16 protein-coding genes are annotated in these 16,681 nt (G+C 62.7%); 9 read left to right on the forward strand and 7 right to left on the reverse strand.

Going from position 1 to position 16,681, the window contains the following annotated elements:
• Positions 1-351 precede the first annotated feature (351 nt).
• Complete coding sequence (locus tag GMST_RS20720; RefSeq protein ID WP_183356621.1) at positions 352-1,140, reverse strand: phosphorylase family protein; 789 nt, start codon at positions 1,138-1,140, stop codon at positions 352-354.
• 160 nt (positions 1,141-1,300) lie between these two features.
• Between GMST_RS20720 and hpnJ the strand changes: the two genes are divergently transcribed.
• The 3 genes from hpnJ (at position 1,301) to GMST_RS20735 (ending at position 4,162) form a co-directional block, all read left to right on the forward strand.
• Entirely contained in the window at positions 1,301-2,719 is a 1,419-nt protein-coding gene (gene hpnJ / locus GMST_RS20725) for a hopanoid biosynthesis associated radical SAM protein HpnJ (protein ID WP_183356622.1), read from the forward strand.
• A 203-nt stretch (positions 2,720-2,922) separates the two neighbouring features.
• Positions 2,923-3,789: a hopanoid biosynthesis-associated protein HpnK gene (hpnK, locus tag GMST_RS20730; protein ID WP_183356623.1), complete on the forward strand. Its 867-nt coding sequence runs from the start codon at positions 2,923-2,925 to the stop codon at positions 3,787-3,789.
• Entirely contained in the window at positions 3,782-4,162 is a 381-nt protein-coding gene (locus GMST_RS20735) for an EamA family transporter (RefSeq protein WP_183356624.1), read from the forward strand. Before hpnK ends, GMST_RS20735 begins: the two co-directional genes overlap by 8 nt.
• Positions 4,163-4,270: 108 nt before the next feature.
• On the opposite strand, the gene GMST_RS20740 is transcribed toward GMST_RS20735, so the two are convergent.
• Positions 4,271-4,870, reverse strand: coding sequence for a chemotaxis protein CheD (locus tag GMST_RS20740; RefSeq protein WP_183356625.1), 600 nt, complete (start codon positions 4,868-4,870; stop codon positions 4,271-4,273).
• Between the two features lie 132 nt (positions 4,871-5,002).
• Here GMST_RS20740 and GMST_RS20745 point away from each other — a divergent pair, with 132 nt between their 5' ends.
• Positions 5,003-5,770, forward strand: coding sequence for a DUF3108 domain-containing protein (locus tag GMST_RS20745; protein ID WP_183356626.1), 768 nt, complete (start codon positions 5,003-5,005; stop codon positions 5,768-5,770).
• Positions 5,771-5,831: 61 nt separating this feature from the next.
• Here the strand turns inward: GMST_RS20745 and GMST_RS20750 are convergent, their stop codons facing one another.
• Entirely contained in the window at positions 5,832-6,341 is a 510-nt protein-coding gene (locus GMST_RS20750; RefSeq protein WP_183356627.1) for a cupin domain-containing protein, read from the reverse strand.
• A gap of 130 nt (positions 6,342-6,471) precedes the next feature.
• On the reverse strand, positions 6,472-7,857 hold the full coding sequence (gene asnS, locus GMST_RS20755) for an asparagine--tRNA ligase (protein WP_183356628.1): 1,386 nt from the start codon (positions 7,855-7,857) through the stop codon (positions 6,472-6,474).
• A gap of 110 nt (positions 7,858-7,967) precedes the next feature.
• On the opposite strand from asnS, the gene GMST_RS20760 reads away from it, so the two are divergent.
• The 5 genes from GMST_RS20760 (at position 7,968) to GMST_RS20780 (ending at position 10,738) form a co-directional block, all read left to right on the forward strand.
• On the forward strand, positions 7,968-8,360 hold the full coding sequence (locus GMST_RS20760; protein ID WP_183356629.1) for a S41 family peptidase: 393 nt from the start codon (positions 7,968-7,970) through the stop codon (positions 8,358-8,360).
• Positions 8,360-8,728, forward strand: a complete 369-nt coding sequence (locus GMST_RS20765; RefSeq protein WP_183356630.1) for a glutaredoxin domain-containing protein — start codon at positions 8,360-8,362, stop codon at positions 8,726-8,728. The genes GMST_RS20760 and GMST_RS20765 overlap by 1 nt, the downstream gene beginning before the upstream one ends.
• 197 nt (positions 8,729-8,925) lie before the next feature.
• Positions 8,926-9,108: a MerR family transcriptional regulator gene (locus GMST_RS20770; RefSeq protein ID WP_183356631.1), complete on the forward strand. Its 183-nt coding sequence runs from the start codon at positions 8,926-8,928 to the stop codon at positions 9,106-9,108.
• 122 nt (positions 9,109-9,230) lie between these two features.
• Entirely contained in the window at positions 9,231-10,193 is a 963-nt protein-coding gene (locus GMST_RS20775; RefSeq protein ID WP_183356632.1) for an HD-GYP domain-containing protein, read from the forward strand.
• Between the two features lie 41 nt (positions 10,194-10,234).
• Positions 10,235-10,738: a chemotaxis protein CheX gene (locus tag GMST_RS20780; protein ID WP_183356633.1), complete on the forward strand. Its 504-nt coding sequence runs from the start codon at positions 10,235-10,237 to the stop codon at positions 10,736-10,738.
• A 118-nt stretch (positions 10,739-10,856) separates the two neighbouring features.
• On the opposite strand, the gene GMST_RS20785 is transcribed toward GMST_RS20780, so the two are convergent.
• The 3 genes from GMST_RS20785 to GMST_RS20795 all read right to left on the reverse strand — a co-directional run bounded on the left by GMST_RS20785 (position 10,857) and on the right by GMST_RS20795 (position 16,661).
• On the reverse strand, positions 10,857-12,482 hold the full coding sequence (locus GMST_RS20785; RefSeq protein ID WP_183356634.1) for a fumarate hydratase: 1,626 nt from the start codon (positions 12,480-12,482) through the stop codon (positions 10,857-10,859).
• 248 nt (positions 12,483-12,730) lie between these two features.
• A complete protein-coding gene (locus GMST_RS20790) occupies positions 12,731-15,259 on the reverse strand; it encodes a hypothetical protein (protein ID WP_183356635.1) in 2,529 nt (842 codons plus the stop codon).
• Positions 15,260-15,317: 58 nt separating this feature from the next.
• The gene (locus tag GMST_RS20795) at positions 15,318-16,661 is read right to left on the reverse strand and encodes an OmpP1/FadL family transporter (protein WP_183356636.1); all 1,344 of its coding nucleotides are present in this window, start codon (positions 16,659-16,661) and stop codon (positions 15,318-15,320) included.
• Between the last annotated feature and the right edge of the window lie 20 nt (positions 16,662-16,681).

A 16,681-nucleotide genomic window follows, 5' to 3' on the forward strand; every position in this document is an offset into this window, starting at 1 on the left:
CGTCTCCAAGACTTGGTGCAGAGCGATCCCGGGGTGGAGGCTAGCCCTAAACCAGTTCTCGATCATTTACGAAGGTAGAATGCCCGTTATGTAGCCGATAGGACATTTACACAAAATCCTTTACACCCCCTCAACCGCTCTTGAGTAGCACACAATCGCTCTATGGTGGCACGCAACCGCTCTTGAGTGGCACGCAACCGCTCTTTGGTGACACGCAACCGCTCTTTAGTGACACGCAACCGCTCTTGAGTGGCACACAATTGCTCTTTGGTGACACGCAACCGCTTTTGAGAAGCTCCCAACCGCTCTTGAGAAGCTCTCAACAACGCTTGCGGGCTGGTAATCCATTGCTTACGGCCTGTTGCCTCCGGTCGCGCCGCAGCCAGCGAGTGCTCCCAAGGTGCGGTGCACTCCGTCTGCCAGGCTCTTGCCGGCGCGGCTCGTGTTGTCGGCGAGCCGGATCAGCTGGGGAATGATATACGGCTTGCGAAGCACTGTCCAGAGCACCCGCGGCAGGCGGATCTTCAGTTCGGCATCGCAGAACTCATCGAGCGAAAAGCCGAGCTCCTCGTCGGCTGCGTCGCTGATGCAACGCAAGACCAGGGCTGGGATGCCGGCGCGAGCTGCCTCGGTCATGAAGGCGGCCGATTCCATATCCAGCACGGGGTGGGGAAGTTCGGCGGGTAGCCTTCCGCCCAAGGCCGCTTTGCTGGTGATCGACGCCGCAGTAACAAGCGTCCCCTGCACCACACGCTGGCTCCCCGCGGTCAGGGTGTCGGAAACCACCCGGACCAGCGCGGTGTCAGGCCTTGGTTGTTCGACGACCTGATCGGCATTCAGGAACAGCACCCGCTCCGCAAGGACAAGGTCCGCTACCTCTAATCCCGGCCGTACCGCTCCGGTGAAGCCGAAGTTCAGCAGCAGTGCAGGTTGTGCCGCTTCGATGAGGGCACGGGTCGCTGCCTGGGCGTGGCGTGGCCCCATTCCGGACTCGATGAGCGTCACCGGCACGCCGGACACCTCGAAGCGGTACCAGTTGTACCCCTGGCGGTTCTCCCTGCGGGGCTTACCCACCTTGCGCAAGAGAGGAGCGATCTCCTCCGGCATGGCCGCCACCAATCCCAACCCAGTCATTTCCATAACATCCCCTTTTCCTTGACTGCCGCGCACTTTAGCAGAGGGCGCCAGTCGTCGCAACGCCAAAACTCGGGGGGGTTTGGTCTTGACAAAAATCCAGTGCCGCTTTATTGTGACGGATTGTTTTTTAAAGAGACCCCATGCTGCGAAGGGAGCCGACTATATGAAACCGTTATTTCTTAACCCGCCCACTTTCGAGGACTTCGACGGTGGTGCCGGTGCGCGTTACCAGGCCTCGCGCGAGGTCACCTCGTTCTGGTTCCCGACCTGGCTCACCTACCCGGCTGGCATGATCGAAGGGAGCCGCGTGGTGGATGCGCCGGTGCAGCGCCTCGATCTCGCCGCCTGCCTGAAGATCGCGCAGGACTTCGACCTGGTGCTGATGTACACCTCGACCCCGACGCTCCCCATCGACGTGGAGACCGCGCGCCGGATCAAGGAGCAGAAGCCCTCGACGGTGATCGTCCTCACCGGTCCGCACGTCACCATCCTCCCGGAGGAGAGCCTCAGGTTCGCCAAGGGGATCGTGGACATCGTCTGCCGCGGCGAGTTCGACTATGCCGTGAAGGAGCTCTGCGAGGGGGTGCCCTGGGAGCAGGTCGCGGGCATCAGCTTCCTGAAGGACGGCGAGGTGGTGCACACCCCGGACCGCCCGATCCTCACCGACCTGGACAGCCTGCCGTTCTCCAGCCAGATCTATGCGCGTGATCTCCCGATCGAGGAGTACATCATCCCGCATATCAAGCACCCGTACGTCTCCATCTACACGAGCCGCGGTTGCCCGGCACGCTGCGTCTTCTGCCTCTGGCCGCAGACCTACTCCGGCCACAAGATGCGTACCAGGAGCCCGGAGAACGTCTACCAGGAGGTGAAGTGGATCAAGGAGAACCTGCCGCAGGTCAAAGAGATCTCCTTCGACGACGATACCTTCTCCGCAGATAAGAAACACGCCATCGCGGTGTCCCGGCTCATCAAGCCGCTCAACGTCTCCTGGGTCATCAACGCCCGCGCCAACTGCGACTACGAGACCTTGAAAGAGATGCGCGACGCCGGTCTGCACCACGTCATCGTGGGGTACGAGTCGGGCGACGAGCAGATCCTCAAGAACATCAAGAAGGGGGTCACCAAGTCCCAGGCGATCGAGTTCACCCGCAACTGCAAGAAGCTCGGCATCACCATCCACGGCGCCTTCATCATGGGGCTTCCGGGTGAAACCAAGGAGACCATCCGGGAGACCATCAAGTACGCCATCGAGCTCGACCTCGACTCGATCCAGGTCTCCATCGCTTCGCCGTACCCCGGGACCGAGTTCTACGCGCTCGCCAAGCATGAAGGGTGGATCGCTTCCGACACCTACATCGATGCCGAAGGGCACCAGCAGTGCGTGATCAACTACCCGGGGCTCTCAAACCAGGAGATCTTCGACGCGGTCGAGCTGTTCTACAAGAAGTTCTACTTCCGTCCCAAGTACATCGCCCGCAGCATCTGGAAGATGATCGTCGACTCGAAGGAGCGCAAAAAGCTCCTCAAGGAAGGCGCCCAGTATCTGGATTACATGCGCAAGCGCAAGCAGGGGAAGTAAGGCAGGGACTAGGGGCTAGGGGCTAGGGACTAGGGACTAGGGACTAGGGACTAGGGACTAGGGAAAGTCAACGGCCCTGCAGTCACTGGTGACTGTAGTAAACAAGAGAGAGGAACGGGGAGCGGACTAGCTCGGCGTGGGTGAAGAATATGAGGGTTCGGGTTTTCCAGTCCCTAGCCCCTAGCCCCTAGTCCCTGAATTCAATGCGACAACTCATCATCAACGCCGACGACTTCGGCTTAAGCCCTGGCGCCAACAAGGGGATCGTCAAGGCCTGGCAGGAGGGGATCCTCACCTCCACCTCGCTCATGGTGCGGGGTGCTGCGGCCCAGGAGGCCGTGGCGCTTGCCAAGGAAAACCCGGGGCTGCAGGTCGGCCTGCACCTTACCCTGGTGCAGGGGCGCGGCGTGCTGCCGGCTCAGGGGCTTCCGGCCCTGGTGGACGACGGCGGCAACTTCGGCAACGATCCCGTGATGGCCGGCATGCGCTACTTCTTCCTGAAGCCCTTACGCAAGCAGCTCTTCAAGGAGATCGAGGCGCAGATCACCGCGTTCCTCGAGACGGGGCTGCCGCTTAGCCACGTGGACGGCCACCTCAACATCCACATGCACCCGGCGGTGTTCGACGTCCTCGCCGAGCTCATGCCCAGGTACGGCATCAGCACCTTCCGCCTCTCGCGGGAGAACCTCTCGGCGAACCTCGCCGTGGACCGCCAGCGGCTGGTCGGCAAGTGCGCCGACGCCTTCATCTTCGCCAGTCTCGCCAAGCGCTGCCGCCCTCAGCTGGACCGTCTGGGGATTCGCTACGCCGGGGAGGTGAAGGGGCTGCTCAACTCGGGGCGGATGACCGAGGAGTACCTGCTCCAGGCGTTGGACAGCGTGGGCGAGGGGCTCACCGAGATCTATTTCCATCCCGGCTGCCGCCCCTGCGCGGAGTTGGACCGCTGGATGCCCGAGTACCGTCACGACGAGGAACTGGCGGCTCTCACCAGCAAAAAGGTGACGGCCAAGCTGGCCCAGTCGGGGATCACCCTGAGAAACTACCGAGGAGAAGAGAAGAGCTATGCTTAAGACAGTTGTCGTAATGCTGGTGGCGGTAACGGCGGGGACGATCGGGGATATCCTTCTGGCGCGCGGGATGAAGGAGTTGGGTGACCTCTCGACGATGAACCTGAAGGGGATACTCAACGTGGCGCTGCAGGCGCTGAGTTCCCCAAAGCTTATGTTCGGCACCGTCATGCTGGCAATCTTCTTCTTCCTCTGGCTTGCGGTGCTATCCTGGGAGGACCTCTCGGTCGCGCTCCCCATGCAGGCGCTCAACTACATCCTGGTTGCCTTCCTGTCCCAGTACTTCCTGCATGAGGTGGTGACCCCGATGCGCTGGGCCGGCACCGTGCTGGTCGCCATCGGCGTGGTGATGATCACCAAAAGCGGCGGGGCCTAAGCGGAAGACCGGGCTGCAGCAGAAATGACGAAGGCCGCGCTCGGGAAGGAGCGCGGCCTTTTTGCTTCTTCAAAAACTTCCGCAGGGGAACCTTCGCCGTGGCGCTGGTCAGAGCCAGATATCCTGCGACGGGAGAGTGAGTTCCTGGATCTCAATCGCCTTCAGCCAGCAGTTACGGTCGCGCTGGGCCAACCGCTCGCTGCTGCTGCGCTCCACTTTCCTCAGGTAGACGGCGAAGTCGCCGTTTGAGAAGTGGATTACCCGCCCCTTGTCGCCCCCCAGCTCCTGCGCCTGGATCGGAATGCGCTCATCCTCGAGAAAATCGTGGATGAACCGGCAGTTCACTTCGCCGACGCAGAAAAAGTTGCCGATGGCGCCGGTGCGCTGCAGGATGGTGGCGCCGCCGAAAACCTTGGCCTGCAGCTTTTTGCGCTCAGCCCCCAGGTGCATCATCTCGTTGATGAGGAGTTCCATCGCCTGGATGCCGTAGCGCCCCGCATCGGTGCGGTAGTGCGGCAGATCTCTCGAATAGCGCCGGTTGCTGAGCATGAAGTGGTTCATCCCCACCACGCGGTGCACGGGGTCGTAGAGGCAGGCGGCGACGCAGGAACCAAGGAGCGTGGATATGGTCACCGGCTCCTTGGAAGCGTACAGCTCGCCAGGTTCCAGCGTTACATGTTTGAACCTGCCGAGCGTTTCTATTTTCATGAAGGTGGTTCTCTCGGGGCGCTATTGAGCAATGGTTTCAAGGGCAAGAGAGCATTCTATCATCATGAGACGAAGGGACAATCTTCACCTTTTCACTTGAAAAGTAATTCAGCTTGAGGCTAATCTGTACCGATGAAAAACTTACTCCGTTCGACACTGCTTCTTTTCTCCCTTATCGGCAGCCTGGGCATTTTCTCCAGCACTTCTGAGGCATCCTCGCTCACCGTCCCTGAACGCCTGGTGTACGACATCAGCTGGACCGGGATCAAGGCCGGTACCGCCATCCAGGAAGTCACCCTGCGGGACGGCGACCTGCACATCGTCTCCACGGTGCACTCGGCCGGGTGGCTCAGTCCCATCTTTCCGGTGGACGACCGGACCGAGTCGGTGGTGGCCCGCGGCAACGGGGCCGAGGCGATCGGCATGCCGAAGACCTACCACGAAAAGATCAACGAGGGGAGTTTCCACACCCTGAAGGACGCGCACTTCGATCCGGTTAATCTGAAGGTGTCCTCCAAGGACCACCTGAAGAAGACCGAGAAGACCGACAGCATCACCGCGAAGACCTTCGACAGTCTCTCCTGCATCTACTTCGTCCGCACCAGCGAGCTGGTGGTGGGGAAGTCCCTCTTCGTGGAGATCTACGACTTCAAGAGGCTCTGGAACACCGAGGTGCAGGTGGTGCGGCACGAAGAGCTCAAGACTCCGGTGGGGAAATTCAAGACCATCGTAGTGAGGCCGCTTTTGAAAAGCGACGGCTTCTTCGCCCGTACCGGGGAGGTGACCGTTTGGCTCACCGATGACGAGCGCCGCATCCCGGTGAAGATGACCACCAAGGTGAAGCTGGGGAAGATCACGGCGACCCTGGTCGGGGGGAGTTACTGGCCCGAAGCGAAGTAGAAAAGGGTACCGAAAAAAAAGGCCCCGGCGGCAGCACCTGCCCCGGGGCCTTTTTTTGTTTTCAGCTTCGGGTGTACCGAGTGATCAGCTCGGTGGCGTGCGGGTAGCGCTCAAGAAGCTCTGCTGCGCGCGGCATCCGGAAATCGTCGAAATCGAACCCCGGTGCGACCAGGCAGCTGGTCAGGGTGAAGGCGCCGAGGCTCCGGGCGGCCTGCGGCACCTCTGGTGGTACCACGATGAGCGACTCTCCCGGCTCTCCCGGAGCGGCAAGCGTGAGCAGCTGCGGCTCCGGGTCGAGCAGAGCCAACTCGAGCGGCGCACCTGCCAGGTGGATCCAGACCTCCTCGCTGGTCACACTATGGAAGGCGGAGAAGTCGCCCTCCTTGAGCAGGAAGTAGATGGCGGTGAGCGCCACCCGCTCGCCGGGATAGCCCTGAGGTGTTCCTACCGATCTTCCCGAGCGGTGTACTTCTGCGAACCACCCACCTTCCGGGTGCGGTTGCAGCCCGTAGCGCGCGATGAGCGCCTCGGCGTCGGCCGCGGCTTGTTCCCGATCCTTCCTCTGCGTCATTACAGTTTCTCCTTTACCTCGCGTAACCTTTCCTGCCAGTCCCCTCTTCCCTTGCGGGAGGGGGACTTCCCGAATTTTCATGGATGAGTTCTTGAAGATGGGGTACCAGGATCTCTGCGTGAATTCTGGTCTAGAACTCGGCATGCCGCGGCGTGCGCGGGAAGGGGATCACGTCCCTTATGTTCTCCATGCCGGTCAGGTACATGATGAGCCGCTCGAAACCGAGGCCGAAACCGGCGTGCGGGGTGGTGCCCCAGCGGCGGCTGTCCAGGTACCAGGAAAGGCTCTCCGGGTCGACCCCTGTCTCCTGCATGCGCGCGGTGAGCCGGTCCAGGCGCTCCTCGCGCTGGCTTCCGCCGATGATCTCGCCCACCTTGGGGACCAAGAGGTCCATGGCGGCCACTGTCTTCCCGTCGTCGTTCTGGCGCATGTAGAAGGCCTTGATCTCTTTGGGGTAGTTGAGGATGAAGACCGGTCCGCCCACCACCTGCTCGGTGAGGTAGCGCTCGTGCTCGGACTGCAGGTCGAGCCCCCACTCCACGGGGAACTGGAAGGAGACCGGTGCCTTCTTGAGGCGCTCGATCGCCTCGCCGTACTCCATGCGGGCAAAGGAGGCGCTGGCTACCGCCTCGATGCGCTCGATCAGCCCCTTGTCGATCTGGGTGTTGAAGAACTGTATGTCCTCGGCGCAGTTGTTGAGGGCATGGCTGCAAAGGCGCTTGAAGAAGCTCTCCGCCAGGTCGGCGTCGTCGTTCAGGTCGGCAAAGGCCATCTCGGGCTCGATCATCCAGAACTCGGCGGCGTGGCGCGCGGTGTTGGAGTTCTCGGCGCGGAAGGTGGGGCCGAAGGTGTAGATGTCGGAGAAGGCCTGGGCGAAGAGTTCCCCCTCCAGTTGGCCGCTTACGGTAAGTCCCGTCGCCCGGGAGAAGAAGTCCTGCGAGAAGTCGACGGCGCCGTTTAAAAGCGGCGGCTTGGCGAGATCGAGCGTGGTGACCCGGAACAGCTCGCCGGCCCCCTCGCAGTCGTTCGCCGTGATGATCGGGGTGTGCACGTAGAGAAAGCCGCGCTCGGCAAAGAAGCGGTGCACCTCCTGGGCCAGCGAGGAGCGGACCCGAAACACGGCGCCGAAGGTGTTGCTGCGCAGCCTCAGGTGCGCGATGGTGCGCAGGAACTCGAAGCTGTGCCGCTTCTTCTGCATCGGGTAGCTCTCGTCAGCTCCGCCCACCACCTCCACCTGGGCCGCCCTGAGCTCGAGTGCCTGTCCGGCGGCCGGGGACTCCTGCAAAAGACCAGTCACGGCGATGGCTGCGCCGGTACCCAGTCCACAGACCTCAGCGAAGTTCACCAGGTCCGGTTCCGCCACCACCTGAAGCCCCGCCAGGCTGGAGCCGTCGTTGAGCTGGATGAAGCAGACGCCCTTGCCGGTTCTGACGCTGCGCACCCACCCTTTCACGAGACATTCGCTCCCCGGCTTTCCTTCACTGAGTGCCTGTTTCAGCTTGCTGCGTGCGGTCATAGGAAATTCTCCCTCTTGAAGCAAAAAGATTTCCTATTTTAGCACAGCGTAATGAGGTCGGCAAAACCATAGTTGACAGTGATGGGAAGCTTCGTATAACTTAACTGTCCATGATCAGACGCGTCTTTATCACTCTCGTGCTGCTTTTGAGCCTTGCGGCCGGCGCCTGGGGGGGCAACTCCCCGCGCGACTTCGGCGGCGTGGGGATCGACGGGGTGCCCCGCTCGGACGGCACCATCGTGGTGCGCCAGCTGGTGACGGGTGGGCCCGCGCACCTGGCTGGAGTCAGACCCGGCGACGTCATCACCCGCATCGACGGCAAGGCCACCTTCGGCAGCGACTTCAGGGACATGGTGGAACGCCGCTTGCGCGGCCGCGCCGGAACAGCGGTCCTCATCCAGGTGAGGCGCCCCGGCGAATCCAAGACCTTAACCTTCAACCTGGTGCGCCGGCAGCTGGAGATCCCCGCGTCAGGGAAGAAGAACCATAAAAAGGGGGAATGATGCGGATCCTTACCACTGTCCTTTTGGCCGTCGCTCTGGTGTTCGGCAGTTTTACCGCCCAGGCGGGCGAACTGCAGCAAAGCCCGATATCTCCGAAGAGCACACCGAAACTGAAGTACCCAAAGGTGGTCCTCTACTCTGCCTCCTGGTGCCCGCACTGCAAGGCGGCCAAGGAGTACTTCACCAGGAACAACATCCCCTTCATCAACAGGGACGTGGAGCTGGACCCCGCCGCCATGGCCGAGGTGACCGACAAGTACAAGAGCCAGGGGGTTCCCCTGATCGTCCTGGGTGACGATGCGGTGGTGCTCAAGGGGTTCAGCGAGGCGCGTTTCGAGAAGGCGGTGGAGAAGTTGAAGAAAAAGTAGCGACGAGCCAATGGCTTGCACGAGTGGGGAGGTGCCTGAGGGGGCCTCCCTTTTTTGTTGTTCAGCGGGGAGTAAGGAGCCTGTCCGGCCCCGAACTTGACAACGGGGGCGCAAGCGGTACCATGCAAACGGTGGTTGCGCTATAATACTAGAGGATTGGCATAGTTACGCGAATGCCAGATCCAAGGGAGGGCGTCATGCTCGCGGCTAAAACCTGGTACAGCATCGAGGAAGCGGTGGACAAATTCGGGGTGGAAGAGGAGCGCCTGAGGGTCTGGATCGACGAGGGGGTGATCCGCACCGAGGACGAAGGGGGCCAACCGGTACGGGTGAACGGTGACGACATCGAGCTGAAACTGCAGGAGTTGACCGGCATCTAGCCGCCCGGTGCGCCGGCCGACTAACTTTTACTGCAGGCCTAAAGCTTAAAGTGCAATTGCCGATATGCATCCTGTGACGCGTGGTTCGCAAGGCCGCCGGTGCACGTGAGCCGGAGGTGGCAATGGGCGAGTTGTACGTACCCGTAAGCATAGAGAGCATCCACGCGGACCAGTTTCCCGACGTCGCTCTTTACCTGCGCAGCGGTGACAAGTTCATCCTGTACAAGAGCACGGGGCGCACCTTCACCCCGCTTGATGCGGCGCGTCTGGCCAAGAGCAGGGTCGAGTTCGTCTTCGTCAGCCCGAGGGACCTCGACCTCGTCACCGCGTTCCTGGAAGCATCTGCCCAGCGGGTGCTCCAGGACCGGTCCCTGAAGCCGAAGGTGAAGGGAAAGATCATCTACCAGACCGCCCTCAACTACGTGGGGGATATCTTCGAGCACCCCGACAAGGTGACCGATTTTTCCCGCTGCCGGCGGGTCATGGAAAACCTGCTGAAGTACCTTGCCAGCGACCGGGAGTCCTTCACCGCGCTCGAAAGCGTGATGGCCCACAACTACCACACCTTCGTGCACAGCCTGCAGGTTACCGCGCTGTGCGTGCTGCTGCACAGCGATGCCTACCTGATCTCACATGACGAGATGCTCGACGTGGGGATCGGGACCCTGCTGCACGATTTCGGCAAGATCTTCGTCCCCCAGGAGATCCTGCACAAGGTGGGGAAGCTGAACGCGGCCGAGTTGGAGGCGTACCGAAGCCATCCCGAGGTCGGGTACCAGTACCTCAGGAAGCACACGGGAATAAGCGAGATCGCCCTGGGTATCGTCCGCTCGCACCACGAGCGCAACCACGGCCACGGTTTCCCGCAGGGACTAAAGGGCGCACAGATCCCGCGGAGCGTGCAAGTCGCCGCCATCTGCGACGTCTACTGCACCCTCAGCATCGACCGCTCCTGCCGCAAGGCACTTTCCTCTTCGATAGCCCTGCAGATCATGAGGCAGGAGATGAAGGGGGCCTTCAACGACCGCCTGCTGGACGTCCTGGAAGGTATCGTCTGCACCGAAAACCCCGGTCAGTTCTCATGACGCACCGGTTACACATCTGAACCTCAGAAGGAGAGACTGCCTTGAGCGCCATTTCGTTTGAAGAAATCATGTTCACCATCATGTCCGCTACCCAAGACACCTTTAAAAGCTACATGAACATCGACTGCTACGCGGGCAAGGTAGAAAAGAAGATCAACCCGTTGGGGAGCGACGTGGTCGGCATCATCGGTGTCGCCGGGGACCGCGTCGGTTATATTCTCTTCGCCACCGAGCGCGAGTCTGCCGAGCAGATCGCCAAGGCGCTGCTCATGCTCGAGGAGACCGACGACGAGTCGATAAACGACGCGGTGGGAGAGATCTCCAACAATATCGCCGGGGTCTTCAAGACCAAATATCACGAGCAGTACGGCAGCGTGGCGCTCGGCCTGCCGCTGGTCGTTTCCGGCCGTATCCGCCCCATCACGGACCCCCCCGAACCGGAGTCGGGTCACGATGGGAGCATGAGCGTACAGTGCAAGGGGGTGACCATTCCGTTTACCACCATGGACGGCACCATCAACTTCCGGGTCATGGTCTACATGTAGCCGGCGCTCCCCCTCCGAGACACAAAGAAGCCCCCGATGCCTGTTGGCACCGGGGGCTTCTTTGTGAATCACCCTGGCCCCCTCCCGTCGAGGGAGGGGGGAGTTTGGCAAAGGCTCTCTAGAGGCCCAACTGCTTGAAGAAGTCGTTCCCCTTGTCGTCCACCAGGATGAAGGCCGGGAAGTCGACGACCTCGATCTTCCAGACCGCCTCCATCCCCAGTTCGGGGAAGTCGATGCATTCGACCTTCTTGATGTTCTCCTCGGCGAGGATGGCGGCCGGGCCGCCGATGGAGCCCAAGTAGAAACCGCCGTGCTTCTTGCAGGCGTCGGTCACCTGCTGGCTGCGGTTACCCTTGGCGATCATGACCAGGGAGCCGCCGTTGGCCTGCAGGAGGTCGACGTAGGAGTCCATGCGCCCTGCGGTGGTGGGGCCGAAGGAGCCCGACGGCTTGCCGGCCGGGGTCTTGGCCGGGCCCGCGTAGTAGATCGGGTGGTTCTTCAGGTACTCGGGGAGCGGCTTGCCGGAGTCCAGGATCTCCTTGAACTTCGCGTGGGCGATGTCGCGCCCCACCACGATGGTGCCGGTCAAAAGCAGCGGGGTGGAAACCGGGTGCTTGGTCAGTTCGGCGAGGATGGCCGGCATCGGCTGGTTCAGGTTGATCTTCACCCCGTGCTCGTGCTTGCCGCGGTAGCGCTCGGGGATGAGCCGCCCCGGGTTGTCGTCCATCTGCTCGACCCAGATCCCTTCCTTGTTGATCTTCGCCTTGATGTTGCGGTCCGCGGAGCAGGAAACCCCCATGCCGACCGGGCAGGAGGCGCCGTGGCGCGGCAGGCGGATCACCCGCACGTCGTGGGCGAAGTACTTGCCGCCGAACTGGGCGCCGATGCCGCTCTCCTGGGCCGCCTTCAAGAGTTCCGCCTCGAGGGCGAGGTCGCGGAAGGCCTGGCCGCCGGCGTTACCCTCGGTGGGGAGGGCGTCCAGGTACTTGGCGCTGGCGAGCTTCACGGTCTTCAGGCAGGTCTCGGCCGAGGTGCCGCCGACGACGAAGGCCAGGTGGTAGGGGGGGCAGGCAGCGGTCCCCAGGGTTTTCATCTTGGCGACCAGGAACTTCACCAGGCTGTCCGGGTTCAAAAGCGCCTTGGTCTCCTGGTACAGGTAGGTCTTGTTGGCGGAACCGCCACCTTTGGCCATGAAGAGGAACTTGTACTCTGCCCCTTTGGTGGCGTAGAGGTCGATCTGGGCCGGCAGGTTGGTGCCGGTGTTGATCTCCTTGTACATGTCGAGCGCCACGGTCTGCGAGTAGCGCAGGTTCTCCTCGGTGTAGGTCTTGTAGACCCCCTTGGAGAGGTACTCCTCGTCGTTGGTGCCGGTCCAGACCTGCTGCCCTTTCTTGCCCATGACGATGGCGGTGCCGGTGTCCTGGCAGATGGGGAGCTCGAGCTTGGCGGCGACCTCGGCGTTTCTCAGGAAGGCGAGGGCCACACCCTTGTCGTTTTGGGAAGCCTCCGGGTCGGACAGGATCGTGGCGACCTGCTCGTTGTGTTCGGGGCGCAGCATGAAGGAGAGGTCCTTCATCGCGGTGTTGGCCGCCACGGTGAGCGCCTCGGGATCAACCTTGAGCACCTCCTGCCCCTCGAAGTTGGCCACGGAGACGTATTTCTGGGTGTCGGGAAGGAGGCGGTACTTGGTCGTGTCGGGGCCCAGCGGGAAGGCTTCCTGGTACTTGAATTCGGGAGTTGCCATCGTTTTCTCTTCTCCTTTTTCGTGGAATGATGGGTGACACCGGTTCTTATAAGGCTGGCTGCGCCGCAACGAGCTGGGGCTGCCGGGCGGATTGTATACAGTATTCGCGAATATATGGCAAATCATTCACTTTGTCGAGAGGGAAGTTGCCCTGCCGGGAGTGAAGCTGCCGAAAAGACTGCGCCCCGGCCGCTGGTGCGGCACGGGGCGCTTGGTGCTTCAGGACAAAGGGGTGAGGCTGAACCGGGTCAGCGCGGGATACCGAAGATCTTCATGACCTTGGGGGCGATCACCTGCCAGCTCAGGCCAGAGGCCGGGGCCACTGCAGCTTTGGGGAGCGCGCTCGAGGTGACGGTCGGGTCCACCACCAGCTGCGGCGTGGTGACCACCGGGGTCTGCAGGCCGAGGTAGTAGACCATCTGGCGCTGGGCGAGCTGCACGCTCGCCGGAGAATGCACGGCGTCGATCAGGAACGCGTGGGTCACGTCGGACTGCGGCGTCTTTCCGAACCGGCCGAAGTGGAAGTACCCCTCGGTGGGGGAGGTTGCCGCGGCCGAAGTGGCTGCCGTGACCGTCTTGGGGAGGCCGTTGAGCGTCAGCATGAACGAGGTGGGGAGGCTGCCGTCGTCGTAGGTCACCTGTTTGAAGCCCGGCGCGATGTCGGTGCCGAGCACGCCGCGCCCACCCAGGGCGTTGCCGAAGTAGCGGGTGCTGGAGTTCGGTATCACCTGGTCGCCGTCCAGCGGGACTCCGCTTGCGCTTAGCTGCGTCGTGGTCGCCTCCTGGACCAGGATGCGGTTGGAGAGCCGCGAGGGGAGCCCCGGGGCGAGCGGGGTGGTCATGGTGGCCGGGTCCGCCGGGTCGATGACCGTCTGGGTCAGCAGGAAGAACTGCAGGTACTCGGGCGTTCCCTTGGCGATCCCGCTTGCCGCGAGTCCGGCATCTACGCTGGGGCCGAAGGCGGGGCTGTCCTGGATCAGGTAGGCCAAGCGCCCGCCGGGGACGCTCAGCAGGCCCTTCATGTCGCTGTCGAGCGTCGACTGGAGGTAGGGAGTGCCTGCCGGGTTCAGTGTCGTGTTGCCGGCCAGGTAGTAGGCGCCGACGATGGAACCGAGGCTGAGGCTTACGTACTTGGGCTTGATGGCCGGGTTGGGGGCTGCCGCGCCGAGCGGGGCGAACCCCTGAGTCGGCAGTGCCGGTCCATAGCTCTTGCCTGCCAGCAAGGTGGCGAAACTCGGGGTGGCCATGACCAGTTCGAGCCGGTGCAGGTTGAAGGCGGCCTGCTGGATGTTGGAACGGGTCGCCAGCGGGGTCCCGACCGCGATGAAGTCCTGTCCCCAGACGCTGCTGGTGGTATGCTGCGGGAAGGCGAGCCCCTGGTCGACGCCGGGGATGCCCGTGCCGTGCAGTGGCAGGTCGATGGCGACGACTGCGTAGCCCGCAGCGGTGAGCGCGCCGGCGACCGCAGCCACCTGCTCCTTCTGGCCGGTGATCCCATGCTGGAAGATCACCACCGGCCACCCTCCGGCAGGGGCAGGGCCGGCCGGCGGGATGTAGAGGAACGGTATATCACGCGGCGTGAAGTAGAAGCCGGTGACGAGGTTGCCGCTTCGGAATGGAATGACCACCGAGGTTGCGGGGGAGTAGGTACCGACGGCAACGTTGAGGTTCATCGAGGTGTTGCCGCGCGCCACGGCAGGATTCATCGAGATGTCCGCGCTGGGGAAACGACCAGCTATGACGTCGCCCATGCTGGTCGGGGCACTGCCGACCCCGACGGTCTGGGACCAGAAGTTAGCAGCCGGAATGGTGGCGGTAACGGTAGCTACGTTCTGACCGTCGGCGATCCAGTTTATGCCGGTAAGCCCGCCCAGGTCGTTGCCGGCGGCAAAGGCCCTGAGGGCGCTGTCGACCGGGAGCTGGCTCACGGTAAGCGGGGAGCCGTTGGCGTTGATCTCGGCGTTCTGCACAAACCCCGAGCCGGTGGTGATGAAGCGCCCCAGCACCGCGATCTGGTCGCGGCTTGTCACGGTGGTGGTGGAGGCGGCGGCGATCAGGTCGTTCATCACCTTCGCGTAGCCGGAGAGCACCACGTTGTTGCCGGATTTGGTGTCGGCGCGGATAGCCTCGAGTGCGGCAAAGGGGCCGGTCAGGGGGACTGTCGACTTGAGCGCCCCGAAGTAGGGCGAGCTGGTTACCGAGGCGGAGGTCGCCGCGTCTTTCACGCGGTTGGTTACCAGGTACAGGTAGCGGGTGGCCGGCAGGAGCGGGAAGTTGGGGAAGAGCTGGACGTCGGTCGTTCCCGGGGTGTAGCGCACGCTGAACAGGGCGGACACGTCGGTGAAGCCCAGCGGGTTGTTCTCGAAGGCTGCCGGGCTCGTGCTGTCGGCGCCGATCTGGAACACCTTGATGTTCGCCGTGGTGACGGTCGAGGGGACCAGGGGCGCCGAGAAACGCAGGTAAATGGGAGCGTTCAGGCCGGACACGGCGTTGGTGCCCCCCACCTCGTAGATGTTCTCGTAGGCGAGCGCCTCGAGCGGGTTCAGCGGTACGGTGGCCGGGCGGGCCCCGACGAAGCCGGTCGTCGGGTTCTGGTACTGGGTGAGCGGGTCGGCCGCCGTCGCGGTCGCCAGGATGTTGGGAAGCGGTACGTTGCCGGTCGTCGGGTCGAACTGAACCGCGTTGGGGCTGGTGCTCTCCGACAAACCGGTCGAGCTGCAACCAAGCGGCAGCAGGGAACACAAGCACAGCATGAACCATAGGCTGAAGCGAATCATGGTGTCACCTCGTAGCTCTGAGCTGGGTCAGGATTGGGTTGTAGATCATCGCGTGCCGCTAGAACTTGACCGTGATGCTGGCTGCTAGCAGATGGGCGTCGCTCTTGAAAGTGCCGTTTTCCCCGCGCAGGGCGTTCAGGTCCTGGTTGCTCACCTTGCGGTCGGTGAAGTGCACCCACATGTAGGCGAGGTCCAGGGTGGTCGTCCCGCTGTGGATGCCGGAACCGATCGAGAAGCTGTGCCGGTCGGAATCGGGGAGCAGGGGGTCGACGGTCGCATCGGGGACCGGGGTGGTGTCGAAGGAGTAGCCGGCACGCAGGTCGAGCTGCGGGTTCACCGCGTACTGGGCGCCGAACTTGTAGCCCCAGGCGTCCTGCCAGTTGCGCGGGTCCGCATGTCCGTTGAAGGCGGCAAACTGGGGACTGTCGAAGTGGATGTCGAGTTTGTCGAAGCTGCTCCAACCGGTGCGCGTCGCGTCGAATTCCAGGGTCAGTTTGTCGGTAGGCATCCAGGCGACGGCGAGGTCGAGGCTGTCGGGAAGGGTGATGCTGGTGGAGGCGGTGCTGGTGGCACGGGCCCGGGCATACGGGAAGTTCGGCGGCGCGAGACCGATGGCCTGGAAGCCCGCTTCGGTGGTGGCCAGGAAGTTGGAATCCCCGGTGATGTCGAGCTGCACCTCGCTGCGGTAGGCGACCCCGAAACGCAGGTCCTTGCGCGGCCGCCAGGCCACACCCAGGTTGTAGCCGAAACCGGTCGCCGTGCCGTCGAGCCCCACGGATCCCAGTTCAAAAGCCCCGAAGGGGGCCGAGGTGCCGGGGGAGTAGGCGGCACGCTGCAGCGAAACCATGGCGTAGGTGACATCGAGGCCGACCGCCGCGGAAAGGTTCAGATCGTCGAAGCGGTAAGCGACCGTGGGCTGAAAGTTGATCGGTTTGATCGAGACATTCTGGACCTGGTTACGGAACGCACTGCTGTCGTCCCAACTTTTTGCCAGAGGGTAGATCGAGTTGATGCCCAGACCGAAGCTCAGCGGCAGATGCTCCAGGCTGTAGGTCGCATAGAACGTCGGGGCGATGAAGATGTCGCGTTTGGCATGTTCGGTGACCACCGAGTTGCCGATGTCGAACGGCGGATTGCCGCTCAGGGGGGTGGTGCCGGTGAACTGCGTCTGCGGAACGATGATGGTGAGCCCTCCCAGGTTGACCTGGGCCCCGGGCAGGAAGGCGATCCCCGCCGGGTTGTAAAAAAGGGCGGACGGGTCGTCGGCCTGCGCTGCGAAGGCATTGGCCATGGCCATCGCCTTGGCTCCCTGCTCGCTTACCTTGAATCCTGCCGCGTAACAGTGTGACGTTGCCCCCCAAACGATGCCCAAAACTGCGGCGCATATCAGCTTGCTTCTCATGTGGCCCCCCTGTGCCTAGG

It is taken from the genome of Geomonas silvestris, assembly GCF_014193515.1.
GTDB classification, from domain to species: domain Bacteria; phylum Desulfobacterota; class Desulfuromonadia; order Geobacterales; family Geobacteraceae; genus Geomonas; species Geomonas silvestris.

Coding starts and splice junctions, on each gene's coding strand:
- GMST_RS20735 (WP_183356624.1), top strand. CDS start 3,782: ATGCTTAAGACAGTTGTCGTAATGCTGGTGGCGGTAACGGCGGGGACG.
- GMST_RS20785 (WP_183356634.1), bottom strand. CDS start 12,482: ATGGCAACTCCCGAATTCAAGTACCAGGAAGCCTTCCCGCTGGGCCCC.
- GMST_RS20765 (WP_183356630.1), top strand. CDS start 8,360: ATGCGGATCCTTACCACTGTCCTTTTGGCCGTCGCTCTGGTGTTCGGC.
- hpnK (WP_183356623.1), top strand. CDS start 2,923: ATGCGACAACTCATCATCAACGCCGACGACTTCGGCTTAAGCCCTGGC.
- GMST_RS20760 (WP_183356629.1), top strand. CDS start 7,968: ATGATCAGACGCGTCTTTATCACTCTCGTGCTGCTTTTGAGCCTTGCG.
- hpnJ (WP_183356622.1), top strand. CDS start 1,301: ATGAAACCGTTATTTCTTAACCCGCCCACTTTCGAGGACTTCGACGGT.
- GMST_RS20770 (WP_183356631.1), top strand. CDS start 8,926: ATGCTCGCGGCTAAAACCTGGTACAGCATCGAGGAAGCGGTGGACAAA.
- GMST_RS20740 (WP_183356625.1), bottom strand. CDS start 4,870: ATGAAAATAGAAACGCTCGGCAGGTTCAAACATGTAACGCTGGAACCT.
- GMST_RS20790 (WP_183356635.1), bottom strand. CDS start 15,259: ATGATTCGCTTCAGCCTATGGTTCATGCTGTGCTTGTGTTCCCTGCTG.
- GMST_RS20795 (WP_183356636.1), bottom strand. CDS start 16,661: ATGAGAAGCAAGCTGATATGCGCCGCAGTTTTGGGCATCGTTTGGGGG.
- GMST_RS20750 (WP_183356627.1), bottom strand. CDS start 6,341: ATGACGCAGAGGAAGGATCGGGAACAAGCCGCGGCCGACGCCGAGGCG.
- GMST_RS20720 (WP_183356621.1), bottom strand. CDS start 1,140: ATGGAAATGACTGGGTTGGGATTGGTGGCGGCCATGCCGGAGGAGATC.
- asnS (WP_183356628.1), bottom strand. CDS start 7,857: ATGACCGCACGCAGCAAGCTGAAACAGGCACTCAGTGAAGGAAAGCCG.
- GMST_RS20745 (WP_183356626.1), top strand. CDS start 5,003: ATGAAAAACTTACTCCGTTCGACACTGCTTCTTTTCTCCCTTATCGGC.
- GMST_RS20775 (WP_183356632.1), top strand. CDS start 9,231: ATGGGCGAGTTGTACGTACCCGTAAGCATAGAGAGCATCCACGCGGAC.